This window comes from Streptomyces sp. NPDC001443 (assembly GCF_053597355.1).
The window spans coordinates 35,998-49,607 of record NZ_JBSFIA010000015.1; the positions used below are offsets into that span (position 1 = coordinate 35,998).

At 71.5% G+C, this 13,610-nt stretch carries 9 protein-coding genes; 6 read left to right on the forward strand and 3 right to left on the reverse strand.

Features of this window, described 5'->3' with window-relative positions:
• The first annotated feature begins 27 nt into the window (after positions 1–27).
• Positions 28–1,518, forward strand: a complete 1,491-nt coding sequence (locus ACWC24_RS17725; protein WP_450663737.1) for a DNA-binding protein NsdB — start codon at positions 28–30, stop codon at positions 1,516–1,518.
• A 208-nt stretch (positions 1,519–1,726) separates the two neighbouring features.
• Here the strand turns inward: ACWC24_RS17725 and ACWC24_RS17730 are convergent, their stop codons facing one another.
• Positions 1,727–3,154 (reverse strand): PP2C family protein-serine/threonine phosphatase, encoded by a 1,428-nt coding sequence (locus ACWC24_RS17730; protein ID WP_450663738.1) that lies wholly within the window; start codon positions 3,152–3,154, stop codon positions 1,727–1,729.
• A gap of 413 nt (positions 3,155–3,567) precedes the next feature.
• Here ACWC24_RS17730 and ACWC24_RS17735 point away from each other — a divergent pair, with 413 nt between their 5' ends.
• Both ACWC24_RS17735 and ACWC24_RS17740 read left to right on the forward strand, forming a co-directional pair.
• Entirely contained in the window at positions 3,568–3,981 is a 414-nt protein-coding gene (locus tag ACWC24_RS17735) for an SsgA family sporulation/cell division regulator (RefSeq protein WP_450663739.1), read from the forward strand.
• A 138-nt stretch (positions 3,982–4,119) separates the two neighbouring features.
• A complete protein-coding gene (locus ACWC24_RS17740) occupies positions 4,120–6,144 on the forward strand; it encodes a phosphocholine-specific phospholipase C (RefSeq protein WP_450663740.1) in 2,025 nt (674 codons plus the stop codon).
• Here ACWC24_RS17740 and ACWC24_RS17745 read toward each other — a convergent pair.
• Together ACWC24_RS17745 and ACWC24_RS17750 are read right to left on the reverse strand one after the other, a co-directional pair.
• Positions 6,134–7,159, reverse strand: a complete 1,026-nt coding sequence (locus tag ACWC24_RS17745) for a Gfo/Idh/MocA family protein (protein WP_450663741.1) — start codon at positions 7,157–7,159, stop codon at positions 6,134–6,136. The two genes, ACWC24_RS17740 and ACWC24_RS17745, sit on opposite strands and share 11 nt — an antisense overlap.
• Before the next feature lie 175 nt (positions 7,160–7,334).
• Entirely contained in the window at positions 7,335–8,432 is a 1,098-nt protein-coding gene (locus tag ACWC24_RS17750; RefSeq protein ID WP_450663742.1) for a baeRF3 domain-containing protein, read from the reverse strand.
• Positions 8,433–8,519: 87 nt separating this feature from the next.
• On the opposite strand from ACWC24_RS17750, the gene ACWC24_RS17755 reads away from it, so the two are divergent.
• From ACWC24_RS17755 to ACWC24_RS17765, 3 genes are all read left to right on the forward strand, one after another.
• Positions 8,520–10,100: a basic amino acid/polyamine antiporter gene (locus tag ACWC24_RS17755; RefSeq protein ID WP_450663743.1), complete on the forward strand. Its 1,581-nt coding sequence runs from the start codon at positions 8,520–8,522 to the stop codon at positions 10,098–10,100.
• Between the two features lie 16 nt (positions 10,101–10,116).
• The gene (locus ACWC24_RS17760; RefSeq protein ID WP_450663744.1) at positions 10,117–11,376 is read left to right on the forward strand and encodes an arginine deiminase; all 1,260 of its coding nucleotides are present in this window, start codon (positions 10,117–10,119) and stop codon (positions 11,374–11,376) included.
• A gap of 360 nt (positions 11,377–11,736) precedes the next feature.
• The gene (locus ACWC24_RS17765) at positions 11,737–13,461 is read left to right on the forward strand and encodes a fatty acyl-AMP ligase (protein ID WP_450663745.1); all 1,725 of its coding nucleotides are present in this window, start codon (positions 11,737–11,739) and stop codon (positions 13,459–13,461) included.
• Positions 13,462–13,610: the final 149 nt, after the last annotated feature.

Below are 13,610 nucleotides of genomic sequence, written 5' to 3' on the forward strand. Positions count from 1 at the left end.
AGTCAGCCGAGAACCTGGGGGCTTGACGTGAGCGGAGAACCCAACACCCGTCTTTCGGACCTGTTCGGCCTGGCCGGCTGGTCCAAGGGCGAACTCGCGAGGCTGGTCAACCGGCAGGCGGCGGCCATGGGCCACCCCCAGCTGTCGACCGACACCTCGCGGGTGCGGCGGTGGATCGACATGGGAGAGATCCCGCGTGATCCGGTGCCGCGGGTGTTGGCAGCCCTGTTCACCGAGCGACTCGGCCGTGTCGTGACCATAGAGGACCTAGGTCTGGTCCGGCACGGGCGTGCGGGGAAGCGGCAGGGCGCCGGGAGCGTGGAACATCCCGACGGTGTGCCGTGGGCGCCCGAGCGGACTGCCGCGGTCCTCACCGAATTCACGGGAATGGACCTCATGCTCAACCGACGCGGCTTGGTGGGCGCGGGTGCCGCGCTCGCCGCCGGATCCGCCCTCAGCAGCGCCATGTACGACTGGCTGCACACCGATCCGACCCTGACCGCCGATGCTCCTCGACTCGACCACCCCCTGCACGCCGATCCCGCCGGGTTCGACCGCTACGAGGCCGCCCCCGTCGGGGCGCAGGAGGTCGAGGAACTGGAGCGATCCGTCGAGGTGTTCCGGGCCTGGGACGCGGCCCGCGGTGGCGGCCTGCAACGCAAGGCCGTGGTGGGTCAGCTCAACGAGGTGGGAGGCATGCTCGCCTATCACCATCCTCCGCATCTCCAGCGGCGCCTGTGGGGTGTCGCCGCCAACCTCGCCGTCCTCGCCGGCTGGATGTCGCACGACGTCGGCCTGGAGCCCACGGCCCAGAAGTACTTCCTCATCGCGGCCCATGCCGCCCGCGAGGGCGGTGACCGGCCGCGCGCAGGGGAGGCGCTGTCCAGGGCGGCCCGCCAGATGGTGCATCTGGGGCGGCCCGGCGACGCGTTGGACCTGATGAACCTCGCCAAGTCCGGTGTGGGCGACGAAGTGCTGCCGCGCACCCGGGCGATGCTCGACACCGTGGAGGCCTGGGCGCAGGCGTCGATGGGCAAGGGGCAGGCGATGCGCCGCACGCTGGGGCAGGCGGAGGACCTCTTCGTCTCCGACCGGGCGGACCGGGAGACCCCGGACTGGATGCAGACGTTCAAGGAGGAGGACCTCTACGGCATGCAGGCACTGGCCTACCGCACGCTGGCCGAGCACGATCCGGCGGCGGCCGTGCACGCCCAGTACTACGCGGAGAAGGCGCTGGCCCTGCGGGTCGACGGACGGCAGCGGTCGAAGATCTTCGACTTCCTGTCGATGGCCTCCGCGTGCTTCATCGCGGACGACCCCGAACAGGCCGACCGCTACGCCCGGCTCGCGCTGGTCTCGATGGGCTCGAACTCCTCGCTCCGCACCTGGGACCGGCTGCGCCAGATGTACCGGCTCACCGCGGAGTACGCCGCCTATCCGAGGATCAGCGAACTGCGCGAGGAAATCCGGCTGGCGCTGCCGAAGCCGGCGAAGAGAAGCGGCAGCGCGCAGGCCTGAGGGCTTCGTGCGGCCGCTGTCGTGAGCCGAACCAGAGGTGACGACAGAACACGGCCGGCCCACCGGCTCGACCGGTGACCGACCACGGGCCCGACCGACGACGACTATGCGACCACAATCGACGACAGCCGCACGGCCACAGCCGACGCCGGCTGTACGACCACGACCGGTGACACCCGGACGACCACGACCGGTGACAGCCGACCGATCACGAGGCCACGCGGGCCAGGAGCACACACGCGTCGTCCTGCCGCTCGGCCCCGCCGAACTCCTCCACGACCATCCGTACACCGTCCTGCGCGGTGCGCGCCTCGCCGAACCGCGGTGCCAGGTCGAGGAGTCGGTCCACGGCTGTGTCCCGGCTGCGCCCGGGGACCAGTCCGTCGGTGTGCAGCAGGAGCAGGTCGCCGACCTGGAGGGTCACTTCGGCCTGCCCGTAGACGGCGCCCGAGGTGGCGCCGAGCAGTACCCCGTCCGGGGAGTCGAGCCTGCGCCCCGTCCCGCCGCGGTACAGCAGCGGGGCGGGGTGTCCGGCCTGCGCCCACACCAGGGTGCGGGTGTCCGGGCGGTAGCGGCAGCAGACCGCGCTGCCGAGGGCCGGCTGGACGGTGGCGTCGATCAACTGGTTCAGCCATGCCATCAGTTGGGCGGGTCCGGTGCCCGCCATCGCCATGCCGCGCAGGGCGCCGAGGAGCATCGCCATGCCGGAGGTGACGGTGGGGCCGTGCCCGGTGAGGTCGCCGACGCTCAACAGGGTCTCGCCGTCGGACAGTTCCAGCGCGTCGTACCAGTCGCCGCCGATGAGTGTGCTCGTCGAGGCGGGCAGGTAGTGGGCGGCCAGGTCGAGCGCGCGGGGTCCCTGGTGCGGCAGTCGCAGGGCGCCGCGCCACGGGGGCAGCACGGCCTCCTGGAGTTCGACCGCGAGCCGGTGCTCGGTCCGGGCGCGGTGCTGGTGGTGTCGCAGCGAGTCCCTGGACTCGGTCACCGCCCGCTGTGTGCGCCGCAGTTCGCTGACGTCGCGCAGGACCGCCCACATGGAGACGGTGCCGCCGTCGGCGTCGAGGACGGGCTCGCCCATCATGTGGACGGTGCGCAGCCCGCCGTCCGGGCGCCTGACGCGGAACTCCCCGTCGATGGGCCTGGCGTCGACGAGACAGTCGGTGACCATGGCGGTCAGCAGCGCACGGTCCTCGTCGAGCACCAGGGAGGGCAGTTCGTCGAGGGTGAGCGGGGGAGCGGCCGGGTCCCGGCCGAGGATCGCGAACAGCTCGCCCGACCAACTGGCCTCGTCGGTCAGCAGGTTCCACTCGGCGCTGCCGACCCGGCTGAGCAGGGAGTCGCCGCGGGGTGCGACGGGTGCGGGCGGCGGCACGGGTGCCGTCCCGGGAGCGGGCGGTGCCGGCGGGCCGTCCCTGAGCTGCGCCAAGTGCGCGTCCAGGTCGTCGAGTTGGTGCAGCGCCAGGTCGTACAGGGCGCGCTGCCAGCGTTCCTCCGGGTGGGATCCGTCGCCCGGCGCGTCACGCCGTACGGCGTCCACCTCGCCCTTGAGCCGTCGCGCCTGCGATATCAGCGCGTCGACCGAACCGCGTCCGGGCGGCTGCGCGGCGGGGCGGTCCGCAGAGCGAGGGGACGGCATGACGCACTCCGATGCGGGAACGGTACGACCAAGGCTGACGGAAGGACCGTTACGACTGTTGCACAGCCCGCGACTCCGTGTAAGGGATTCGGCAACACCCGATCCGGTGGTGCTTCTGGCATGTGTCAGGGTCTTCAAGGCGCGGTGGGGTGGGGTGAGTGACGTACGTGGTCCGATGGGGCAAGGCGTAGACGGAGTACGTGGCTTGATGGATCGATGAGTTCTATTGACCGCGATCAGCTGTGCGTTCGACGTCTCTTTGTTCTATGAATGAGCGCATCGCATATCGAGTGATGCGAGTCACACCAAATTGTTACCGGCTTCGCGTAATGCGAAGGCCCGCTACGGGGTCGTAAAGACAAGAACCGCGATCCGGCCGAGCGAACAGCCAACCATCCCGGGGGAGAACGACCATGGACGTCACCGTCGAGCAGCCCAGCCACGGCCGCCTGATCACCGCGGAGCAGCGGGAGCTTCCCGTCCCCGCCGTCTTCCGCTACACCGCCACCGACCCGCTCGCCGTCCACGTCGACTTCCCGCCCGAGGTCTCCCTCGACGGCGCGGGAGCCACCTGGACCTTCGGCCGGACGCTGCTGGAGGCCGGCCTCCAGGGCCCGGCGGGCGGCGGCGACGTGCACATCTGGCCGTGCGGGGGGTCCCGTACCGTCCTGGAGTTCCACTCCCCGCACGGGATGGCGCTGCTCCAGTTCGACACCCCCGCGCTGCGTCGCTTCCTGGTCCGCACCTACGCGGTCGTGGCGCCGGGCGAGGAGGACCTCGCCGCCGCCGTCGACGAGGGGCTGCGGGCCCTCTTCCCCACCGCCTGAAAGCAAGTCGCGTACTGAGCAACACATTTGACAGCTATTCACCTCGGTCTCGCCGCGCGGGCAGGGAGCTCGACGACTGCCCCGTGCAGCCTTGCGACGGTGTGCCGCAAGGGCACTCCGCTGACGAGGGCGGGGCGAATGACACCGATCAGCCGAAGAGGTTTCGTGGGACTGGGCGCTTCCATGGCGGCGGGCATCGCGACGGGCACGGGCCCCCGGACGGCCGCCGCGGCCGGGGCGGCGGCCACCGGCACGATCTCGGACGTACGCCACGTGGTGATCCTCATGCAGGAGAACCGCAGCTTCGACCACTACTTCGGGCGCCTGCGCGGAGTGCGCGGCTTCGACGACCGCAGCGGCATCACCCTGGCCGGCGGTCACGGCGTCCTCGACCAGCCGAACGGCTCCGGCCGCCAGTACCCGTGGCGGCTGAGCGCCACCCCGGCGGCGGGCGGCGCGGACGGCGAGACCCTGGCGCAGTGCAACGGCGAACTGCCGCACTCCTGGTCCTCGCAGCACGCCGCCTGGAACAAGGGCCGGATGGACAAGTGGGTCTCGGGCGTGGGCAACGTGCGCTCCCTCGGCCACCTGGACCGCGCCGACATCCCCTTCCACTACGCGCTCGCCGACAACTACACCGTCTGCGACGCCTACTTCTGCTCCACGCTCAGCGCGACCGGCCCCAACCGCACCTACCTGTGGAGCGGCAAGGTCGACGCGGCCAGCTACGACGGCGGCGACGAGTCCGGTCTGACCTGGCAGAACTACGCCGAGGCGCTCCAGGGCGCCGGGGTGACCTGGCGGGTCTACCAGAACGCCCGGGACAACTACGGGGACAACGGCTGCGCGTACTTCAAGAAGTTCGCCGCCGCCAGGGCGGGCGACCCGCTGTACGACCGGGGCATGTCCTCCGTGCCGGCGGTCACCGGCTCGACCCCCGACGACATCGCCGCCGCCATCAGGGCGGACGTGGTCGCGGGCACGCTCCCCCAGGTCTCCTGGGTGGTGGCCAACCAGGCCTTCTCCGAGCATCCGTACGCCCCGCCCGGCGACGGCGCCCACTTCGTCGACCTCGTCTACCGGGCGCTGGCCGCGGATCCCCAAGTCCTCGACTCCACCGTCCTGTTCCTCAACTACGACGAGAACGACGGCTTCTTCGACCATGTGCCGCCCCCGGTCCCGCCCGCCGGCACCGCCGGGGAGTTCCTCAACGGGGTCCCGTACGGCTTCGGCTTCCGCGTCCCCATGATCGTGATCTCGCCCTGGACCCGCGGCGGCTGGGTCTCCTCCGAGGTCTTCGAGCACACCTCGGTCCTGCGCTTCCTGGAGACCTGGACGACGGCCCTGGGCAAGCCCGCCGCCTGCCCCAACATCAGCGCCTGGCGCCGCAGGGTGAGCGGCGACCTCACCGGCGTCTTCGACTTCGCCGCCCCGGTGTACGGCGCGGTGGACCTGCCCGCCACGAGCGTCATCGGCTACGCCACCTGCGGGCCGCTGCCCAACCCGGTCCCCACCACCAACGCGCCGCCCGCCCAGGAGCCCGGCACCAGGCCCGCCCGGGCGCTGCCCTACCAGCCCGGCGGACAGCTGGACCGGCTGGAGTTCGGCGCGAGCGGCCGGATCCTCGCCTGGTTCACCATGGCCAACCAGGGCGCCCCCGCGACCCGGGCGGCGCACTTCTCGATCCATCCCAACGCCTACCGCGACACCACGCCCTGGCAGTACACGGTCGACGCGGGCGCCACCGCGACCGACTCCTTCAACATCGGCGCGGGGTACGGCGACGGCAAGTACGACCTGACGATGCTCGGCCCCAACCGCTTCCTGCGCCGGTTCCGGGGCGACGCGACCAGGGCCGGCAAGTCGGCAGAGGTGAGCGCGCGTTACGCGGTGGAGTCCGGTACGGGCCGCGAGGCCCTCTGGCTGCGGATGACCAACTCGGCCGCCGCCGCGGTCACGTTCACGATCACCGCGAACCACTACCGCGACGACGGTCCGTGGACCTACCGGGTCGCGGCGGGCGGGTCGACGGAGGACTTCTTCGACGTGGTCGCCCACCAGAACGGCTGGTACGACCTCACGGTCACCGTCGACTCCGACACCACCTGGTCGCGCCGGTTCACCGGCCACCTGGAGACCGGCGCCCCCAGCGTCAGCGGCTGACGCCCGCGTACAGGTCCGGGCGCGGGGCGAGTTCCACGGTCACCCGGCCGCCGCTCTCCAGCGCCCGGACCCCGGCCTCGGCGACGACGGAGGAGGCGTAACCGTCCCAGACGCTCGCCCCGGTGACGTGGCCCCGCCGGGTCGCGTCGACCCAGGCCTGCACCTCACGGTCGTAGGCGTCCGCGAACCGCACGAGGTAGTCCGCCGGGACCTCCCGGCTCGCGGCGCCCGCCGCCGTCACGGCCATGGCGTGCTCCTCGCCGATCCGGGCGCTGCCCTGCTCGCAGACCGCCTCGCAGCGCACCTGGTAGCCGAAGCCGCAGTTGACGAAGACCTCCACGTCGACGAGAGCGCCCCCGGCGGTCTCGAAGAGCACGAACTGCGGGTCCAGCAGGCCCTCGGGGGCGCCCGAGGCGGCCCGGGGCCGGAACACGCTCACCGCGGTCAGCTCCTGGTCCAGCAGCCAGCGGGCCGCGTCGATCTCGTGCGACACGGAACTGTCGATCAGCATGGCGCTGGTGAAGCCGGGCGGCGAGGAGACGTTGCGATGGGTGCAGTGCAGCATCAGCGGCCGCCCCAACCGCCCGCTGTCCAGCAGGGACTTCAGCCGCCGGTACTCGGCGTCGTAGCGGCGCATGAACCCGATCTGGGCGAGCCTGCGGCCCAGCCGCGCCTCCGCCTCGACCACCCGCAGCGCTCCCGCGGACCCCGGCACCATCGGCTTCTCGCACAGCACCGGCAGACCGCGGTCGAAGGCCGCCAGCAGGGCCTCCTCGTGCGCCGGACCCGGCGACGCGATCAGTACGGCGTCGACGCCCGGCGCCGCGAGGGCGGCCTCCACCTCGGTGTGCACCACGACACCGTCGAGCCCGGCGACCGCTTCCTTGGCGCGTCCCGCGTCGGGATCGGCGACGGCGGCCACTCGCGCACCGCTCACCACCTGAGCGAGACGTCGTATATGGTCGGCACCCATGTGGCCGGCTCCCAGAACAGCTACCCCCAGCAGGTCGGACACGACTCCCAGACTCCTTTCCGGGGCCCGCGGCGGGCAGCGGTGCTGCCCGGGCGGGTCCTCGGCGACCAGCGTTTCATGGTCGTCAAGGGGACAGGAGAGCGCGGACGCGTGCCGGTCCGTGTGCGGGGGGGCGTGCCGGCGGGACCCGGGGGAACGGGACCGCGGGGGAGCCGCGTCAGTAGCGCAGCACGCCCGCGATTCCCTGGGAGTCGCCCAGCGTGCCGTCCGGGACGAAGCGGACGTCCGCTCCCGTCTCCAGACACTGTTCGACGATCTCGTCCACGATGTCCTCGCGGGCGTCCAGGTCGCCGCTCAGGGCGGGGATCAGATGGTCGCCGTCGTCACGGACCGTGATCCGGTAGTTCTCCTCGACGGCGAGCAGCCGGATCCGCGCCTCCACCGCGTTGCGCCAGATCTCGTCCACGCCGGCCGCGAACTCCTTGCGGCCGCGGGCGGATTCGAGCTCCCGGCGGACGGACTCCACGTTCCTGCGGGCCTCGGCGGCCAGCACGGGCCGTACGGCCTGCCACACCGCGTCGGGGGAGCCGTTCGCGAGTCCGCCGTGCGGGATGTGCACCGCGTTCCTGCTGGTGGCCCCGCCCACCTCGGACAGCGTGGACAGCGCCGCCGGTTCGCCGGTGACGTACAGGGCCCGCGGGCTGCCCCGCAGGATCCGGCTCATCGCGATGTCGGCCTCGCGCAGGAAGTGGCGGGTTCCCTCGTCGCGGAAGGTGCTGGCATGGTCACCGATGCGCTGCTGGCGCTCGGCGTCGAAGTTGTCGAGACCGCGGGTCATCGGGAACGCGCCGATGTGCTCCTCGGCCACCCGGTCGGCGCCGCCGTTCCAGAGCGTGACGCGATCGGCGGAGACCGACAGCACCCAGAACGGCCGTTCGGCCGCCTGCGCGGAGACCAGGTTGCGGGTCAGGAAGGTGTCCGAGAGTACGACCCGTTCCGGTACCGGACGGGCCAGCGACCACACCTGGTGCTCTCCCGGAGCGGCGAAGATCACCAGACCGTCCTCGGCGTGCGCGAGGTCGACCTCGGCCAGCGCGCGGTCCAACTGGTCGACGACCGCGGTGCGTCCTGCCCGGGTGACCGCGGGATCGGACTCCAGCTGTCGCTTGGCCTCGGCGACCGCGTTGCGCAGCCGGACGGGATCCTGTGCGTTGTCGGGCTCGCGGCGATGCGTCGGGGTCAGCACGGACACCGCCGGATAGGGGCGCGGTCGCCGCAGCTCGGCGAGGGTCGTTGGACTGAGTGCGTGCTCCATACCAGAACGATATGACTGATTCTTCCGTCAGGCATTTGGGGCAGTTCATCCGGTTGTTTCCGGTATTTCACTATTAGTGTCACACGCGTGGCTGTCGCGAAACTGAGCCTGCCGACCCTCACCACCATGGTCGTCGGATCCATGGTCGGGGCGGGCGTCTTCTCCCTCCCGAGCCGCTTCGCCGCGCACACGGGGGTCGCCGGCGCGCTGATCGCGTGGGCCGTCGCCGGTACCGGCATGCTGATGCTGGCGCTCGTCTTCCAGACGCTCGCGGTGCGCCGCCCGGACCTCGACGCCGGCGTGTACGCGTACGCCAAGGCGGGCTTCGGCGAGTACCTGGGCTTCTTCTCGGCGTTCGGCTACTGGGCCAGCGCCTGCGTCGGCAACGTGACGTACTGGGTACTGATCATGTCGACGGCCGGTGCCGTCGCCCCCGGCCTCGGCCACGGCGACACGGTGCTCGCCGTGGTGCTGTCCTCGGTGGGCCTGTGGCTGTTCTTCCTGCTGATCCGCCGGGGGGTGAAGGAGGCGGCGGCCGTCAACCGGATCGTCACCGTCGCCAAGGTCGTGCCGATCATCGTCTTCGTCCTGCTCGCGCTCTTCTACCTCGACCCCCAGGTCTTCGCCGACAACTTCGCCGGCGCCGACTACGCCGGATCGCTCTTCCACCAGGTCAAGGGCACCATGCTGGTCACGGTCTTCGTGTTCCTGGGGGTCGAGGGCGCCAGCGTCTACTCCCGGCACGCCAGCCGCCGGGAGGACGTCGGCCGTGCCACCGTCCTCGGCTTCCTCAGCGTCTTCGCGATCTTCGCGTCGGTGACGATCGTGTCGTACGGCCTGCTGCCGATGGGTGAGATCGCCCGGCTCCGGCAGCCCTCCATGGCGGGCGTCCTGGAGTCCGCCGTGGGCACCTGGGGCCAGGTCTTCGTCAGCGTCGGGCTGGTCGTGTCCGTCCTCGGCGCCTATCTCGCCTGGACCCTGATGGCCGCCGAGGTGCTGTTCGTGGCGGCCCAGGACGACGACATGCCGCGGTTCCTGAAACGCTCCACCGCGGCCGACGTGCCGGTGCCCGCGCTGGTGATGACCACCCTGCTGAGTCAGGTCTTCCTGATCGTCACCCTGTTCTCGGACGACGCGTTCGACTTCGCGCTCGATCTCACCAGCGCGCTGACGCTGATCCCGTTCCTGCTGGCCGCCGCCTTCGCGGTACGGGTCGCGCTCGCCGGGCGCCGGGACAGGGGGCGCGTCGCGGTGGCGAGCGGACCGGGCGCCGGCGGCGGTACCGGGCCGCCGACCGGACCCGGCGGTCCTACCGGGAGCGAACGTCCGGGAGACGGGCGCGGCGGGCCGGGGGGTGAGGCCGGCCGGGGGCCGACGGGCGGGACGGGCGCGGCGGCGGGGGGCGGCGCGAGCAGGCGCGGGAACGGGGAGTTGCTCGTCGCCCTGCTGGCCACCGTGTACACGGCGTTCCTCCTCTACGCGGCCGGCCCCAGGTTCCTGCTGCTCTCGCTCATCGTCTACGCACCCGCCACCGCCCTGTTCGTGATGGCCCGCAGGGAGCAGGGCCGGCGGGTGTTCTCGGGCCGTGAACTCGTCGTCCTCGCCGTGTCGGTGGTCGGCGCGGTCGTCGGGATCGCCGCCCTGGCCCTCGGCTGGATCAGCCTCTGACCCCGGAAGGTGCACCATGACCGGTCAAGACATCCGCCCCGCGTACGGCGTCCACTCCGAGGTCGGCAAGCTGCGCAAGGTGCTCGTCTGTGCCCCCGGGCTCGCCCACCACAGGCTCACCCCCACGAACTCCGGCGATCTGCTCTTCGACGACGTGATGTGGGTGGAGAACGCCCAGCGCGACCATGCGGACTTCGTCAACAAGATGCGCGAACGCGGTGTCGAGGTGGTGGAGTTGCACGACCTGCTCGCGCAGACCATGGCGATTCCCGAGGCCCGGGAATGGCTCCTCGACCGGAAGATCACCGCGAACGAGGTCGGGCTGGGGCTCATCGACAGCACCCGCGCCTATCTGGAGACCCTCGCCCCGTCCCGGCTCGCCACGTTCCTGCTCGGCGGCCTGGCCACCACCGACCTGCCGGAGGAGTACCGCACCGGCTACCTCGCCCTCGCGCGGGAGTCGACCGGTGTGCGCGAGTACCTGATGCCACCGCTGCCCAACACCCTCTACACCCGGGACACCACGTGCTGGCTGTACGGCGGCCTCACGCTCAATCCGTTGTACTGGCCGGCCCGGCACGGCGAGACCCTGCTGATGAAGGCGATCTACCAGTTCCATCCCGAGTACGTGGGGTCCACCGTCTGGTGGGGCGACCCCGAACGCGACTGGGGACAGGCGACGTTCGAGGGCGGCGACATCATGCCGGTCGGCAACGGCGTCGTGCTGATGGGGATGAGCGAACGCACCTCGCGCCAGGCGGTGTCCCAGGTCGCCACGGCCCTGTTCGAGCAGGGCGCCGCCGAGCGGGTGGTGGTCGCCGGGCTGCCGAGGCTGCGCTCCGCGATGCACCTCGACACCGTGTTCACCTTCGCCGACCGTGACCTGGTGACGCTGTATCCGGCCATCATGGAGGCCGTGCACACCTTCTCCCTGCGGCCGTCGGACAAGGAGGCCGTCGGCGTCGAGATCACCGACGAGGGCTCGAAGGCGTTCGTCGACGTGGTCGCCGAGGCGCTCGGCCTGCCGGAGCTCCGGGTCGTGGAGACCGGCGGCGACGTCTACGCCTCCGAGCGGCAGCAGTGGGACAGCGGCAACAACGCGGTCGCCCTGGAACCGGGGGTGGTGTTCACGTACGACCGCAACACCCAGACCAACACGCTGCTGCGCAAGGCCGGCGTCGAGGTGGTCACCATCGTCGGTGCCGAACTGGGGCGCGGGCGGGGCGGCGGGCACTGCATGACGTGTCCGATCGTGCGGGACCCCGTGGACTTCTGACGCCGGACGCCGGACGCCGGACGCCGGACGCCGAAGGCCGAGAACAGAACCCTGCCCGACCGGTCGGTATCGGTTTAATGCGCAATCAGTCCTGGTCATCGACACCTTGTCGGACATCCAGGGTTTACGTGAGTCCGTCCTGTGAAGCGAACGGACTTGCTATGGTCTACCCGTTGGTAGCACGCCGAGCGGGGGACGCCGGGTGTGGGCGGCCGCGGTGCCGCGACTTCCCGGGCAGGTCGGCGGTGCGCGCGATCCGGCAAGGGGGCCGGTTCGTCGGCGGATTCCGCGCATCAGCGGGACCTGAATTTCGAACTCCAGTTCCCTTTCTCTTAGATTCGGACAGGTGAAACTCGTCTCATGGCTCGTTCCCTGGTTGATGTCCTGACCACGCACGCCTCGCAACAGCCGGACCGCGTCGCCTACCGCTATCTCGTCACCGGTGACTGTGACGGAGCATTACAGGAGATCACCTACGCCCGGCTCGCCCGTCGCTCCCGGGCCGTCGCCGCCTGGCTCCAGGACCGCGGCCTGGCCGGATCCCGTGCCCTGCTGCTCTACCCGTCCGGCCTGGAGTTCATCTCCGGATACCTGGGCTGCCTCTCGGCCGGCGTCGTCGCCGTACCGGGCGTCCCCCCGCAGGGCCGGGCCCACAACCACCGTGCCCTGACCCGGATGCGACGGCTGATCGCCGACGCGGAACCCGCGGTCGTCCTGGGCGGGCGCGAAGTCGTCGCGGCACTGGACGAGTTGGCGCAGCACCTGCCCGAACTGGGCGGCGTCACCCGGGTCGTCACCGAGGACATACCCGACGACGCGGCGGACGGCTGGCGCGCACCCGACCTCACCGCCGACTCGGTCGCCTTCCTCCAGTACACCTCCGGCTCCACCTCCGCCCCCAAGGGCGTGGTCGTGACCCACGGGAACCTGCTCGACAACGAACGGGTCATCACCGAACGGATGGGCCACACGCCCGACACCATCGAGGAGTACGGCGGCGAACTGGTCCTGAGCTGGCTGCCCATGTACCACGACATGGGCCTGATCGGACCGGTCCTGAACACCGTCCACCTCGGCCTGACCACCACGCTCTTCTCACCGCTGCACTTCCTCCAGCGGCCCGAGCGCTGGCTGACCGCGATCAGCCGGTTCCGCCCGCACACCAGCGGCGGCCCCAACTTCGCCTACGAGCTGTGCCTCAAGCACGCGACCCCCGAACTCGTCGACAGCCTCGACCTCAGCTCCTGGAAGGTCGCCTTCAACGGCGCCGAACCGGTCCGCGCCGCCACCCTGCGCCGCTTCACCGGCACCTTCGCACCGGCGGGCTTCCGCCGCGAGGCCTTCTACCCCTGCTACGGCCTGGCCGAGGCCACCGTGATGGTCACCGGCGGCTCGGTGGACACCCCGCCGGTCCTGCTGGAGCCGGCCGACGCGGGGGCGCACACCGGTGCGGCGGACGCGGCCGCGATCGGCTGCGGACGGCCAGGACCCGGCGTCACCCTCGTCGTCGCCGACCCCGAGCAGGGCGTCGAACTCCCCGAGGGCGAGGTCGGCGAGATCTGGGTGAGCGGCGCGAGCGTCGCCAAGGGCTACTGGCGCAACGCCCTCGCCACCCGGCAGACCTTCCGCGCCACAACGGCCGGCCACGAGGGACGCTTCCTGCGCACCGGCGACCTCGGATTCCTGCGCTCCGGCGAGCTGTTCGTCACCGGCCGCCTGAAGGACCTGATGGTCGTCGACGGACGCAACCACTACCCGCAGGACCTGGAGCTCGCCGCCGAGATGTGCCATCCGGCGCTGCGGCCGGGCTGCACCGCCGCGTTCTCCGTCGACGCCGGGGTGGAGGGCGAACTGGCGGTCCTGGTCGCCGAGGTGGCCCCCGAGGCCGCCGACGAGGCCGAGAAGATCACCGATCTGGTGCGCGCCGCGATCGGCGACGCCCACGGGCCGGCCGTGCACGATGTCGTCCTCGTCCACCCCGGCACCATCCCCAAGACCTCCAGCGGCAAGATCCAGCGCCGCGCCTGCCGGGACGCGTACCGCGACGGCACCCTCTCGACGGTGGGCGTGCCCGCCACGGGATGACGCCGGGCACGGGCACGTCCGTCGCCGCGGGCGGTACGGGACCGACGACGGTCCGTCGCCGACGGTTCGGCGCCGGTCGTGGGTGCGTCCGTCGGCGCCACCGGTCCGCCACCGGCGGCGGGTCGGGCGTCGGTCCCGACGGCGACGCA

Bases quoted from the DNA above. Each gene is read 5' to 3' on its own strand.
- ACWC24_RS17750 (WP_450663742.1), bottom strand. From the start codon at position 8,432: ATGGAGCACGCACTCAGTCCAACGACCCTCGCCGAGCTGCGGCGACCG.
- ACWC24_RS17740 (WP_450663740.1), top strand. From the start codon at position 4,120: ATGACACCGATCAGCCGAAGAGGTTTCGTGGGACTGGGCGCTTCCATG.
- ACWC24_RS17730 (WP_450663738.1), bottom strand. From the start codon at position 3,154: ATGCCGTCCCCTCGCTCTGCGGACCGCCCCGCCGCGCAGCCGCCCGGA.
- ACWC24_RS17760 (WP_450663744.1), top strand. From the start codon at position 10,117: ATGACCGGTCAAGACATCCGCCCCGCGTACGGCGTCCACTCCGAGGTC.
- ACWC24_RS17765 (WP_450663745.1), top strand. From the start codon at position 11,737: ATGGCTCGTTCCCTGGTTGATGTCCTGACCACGCACGCCTCGCAACAG.
- ACWC24_RS17735 (WP_450663739.1), top strand. From the start codon at position 3,568: ATGGACGTCACCGTCGAGCAGCCCAGCCACGGCCGCCTGATCACCGCG.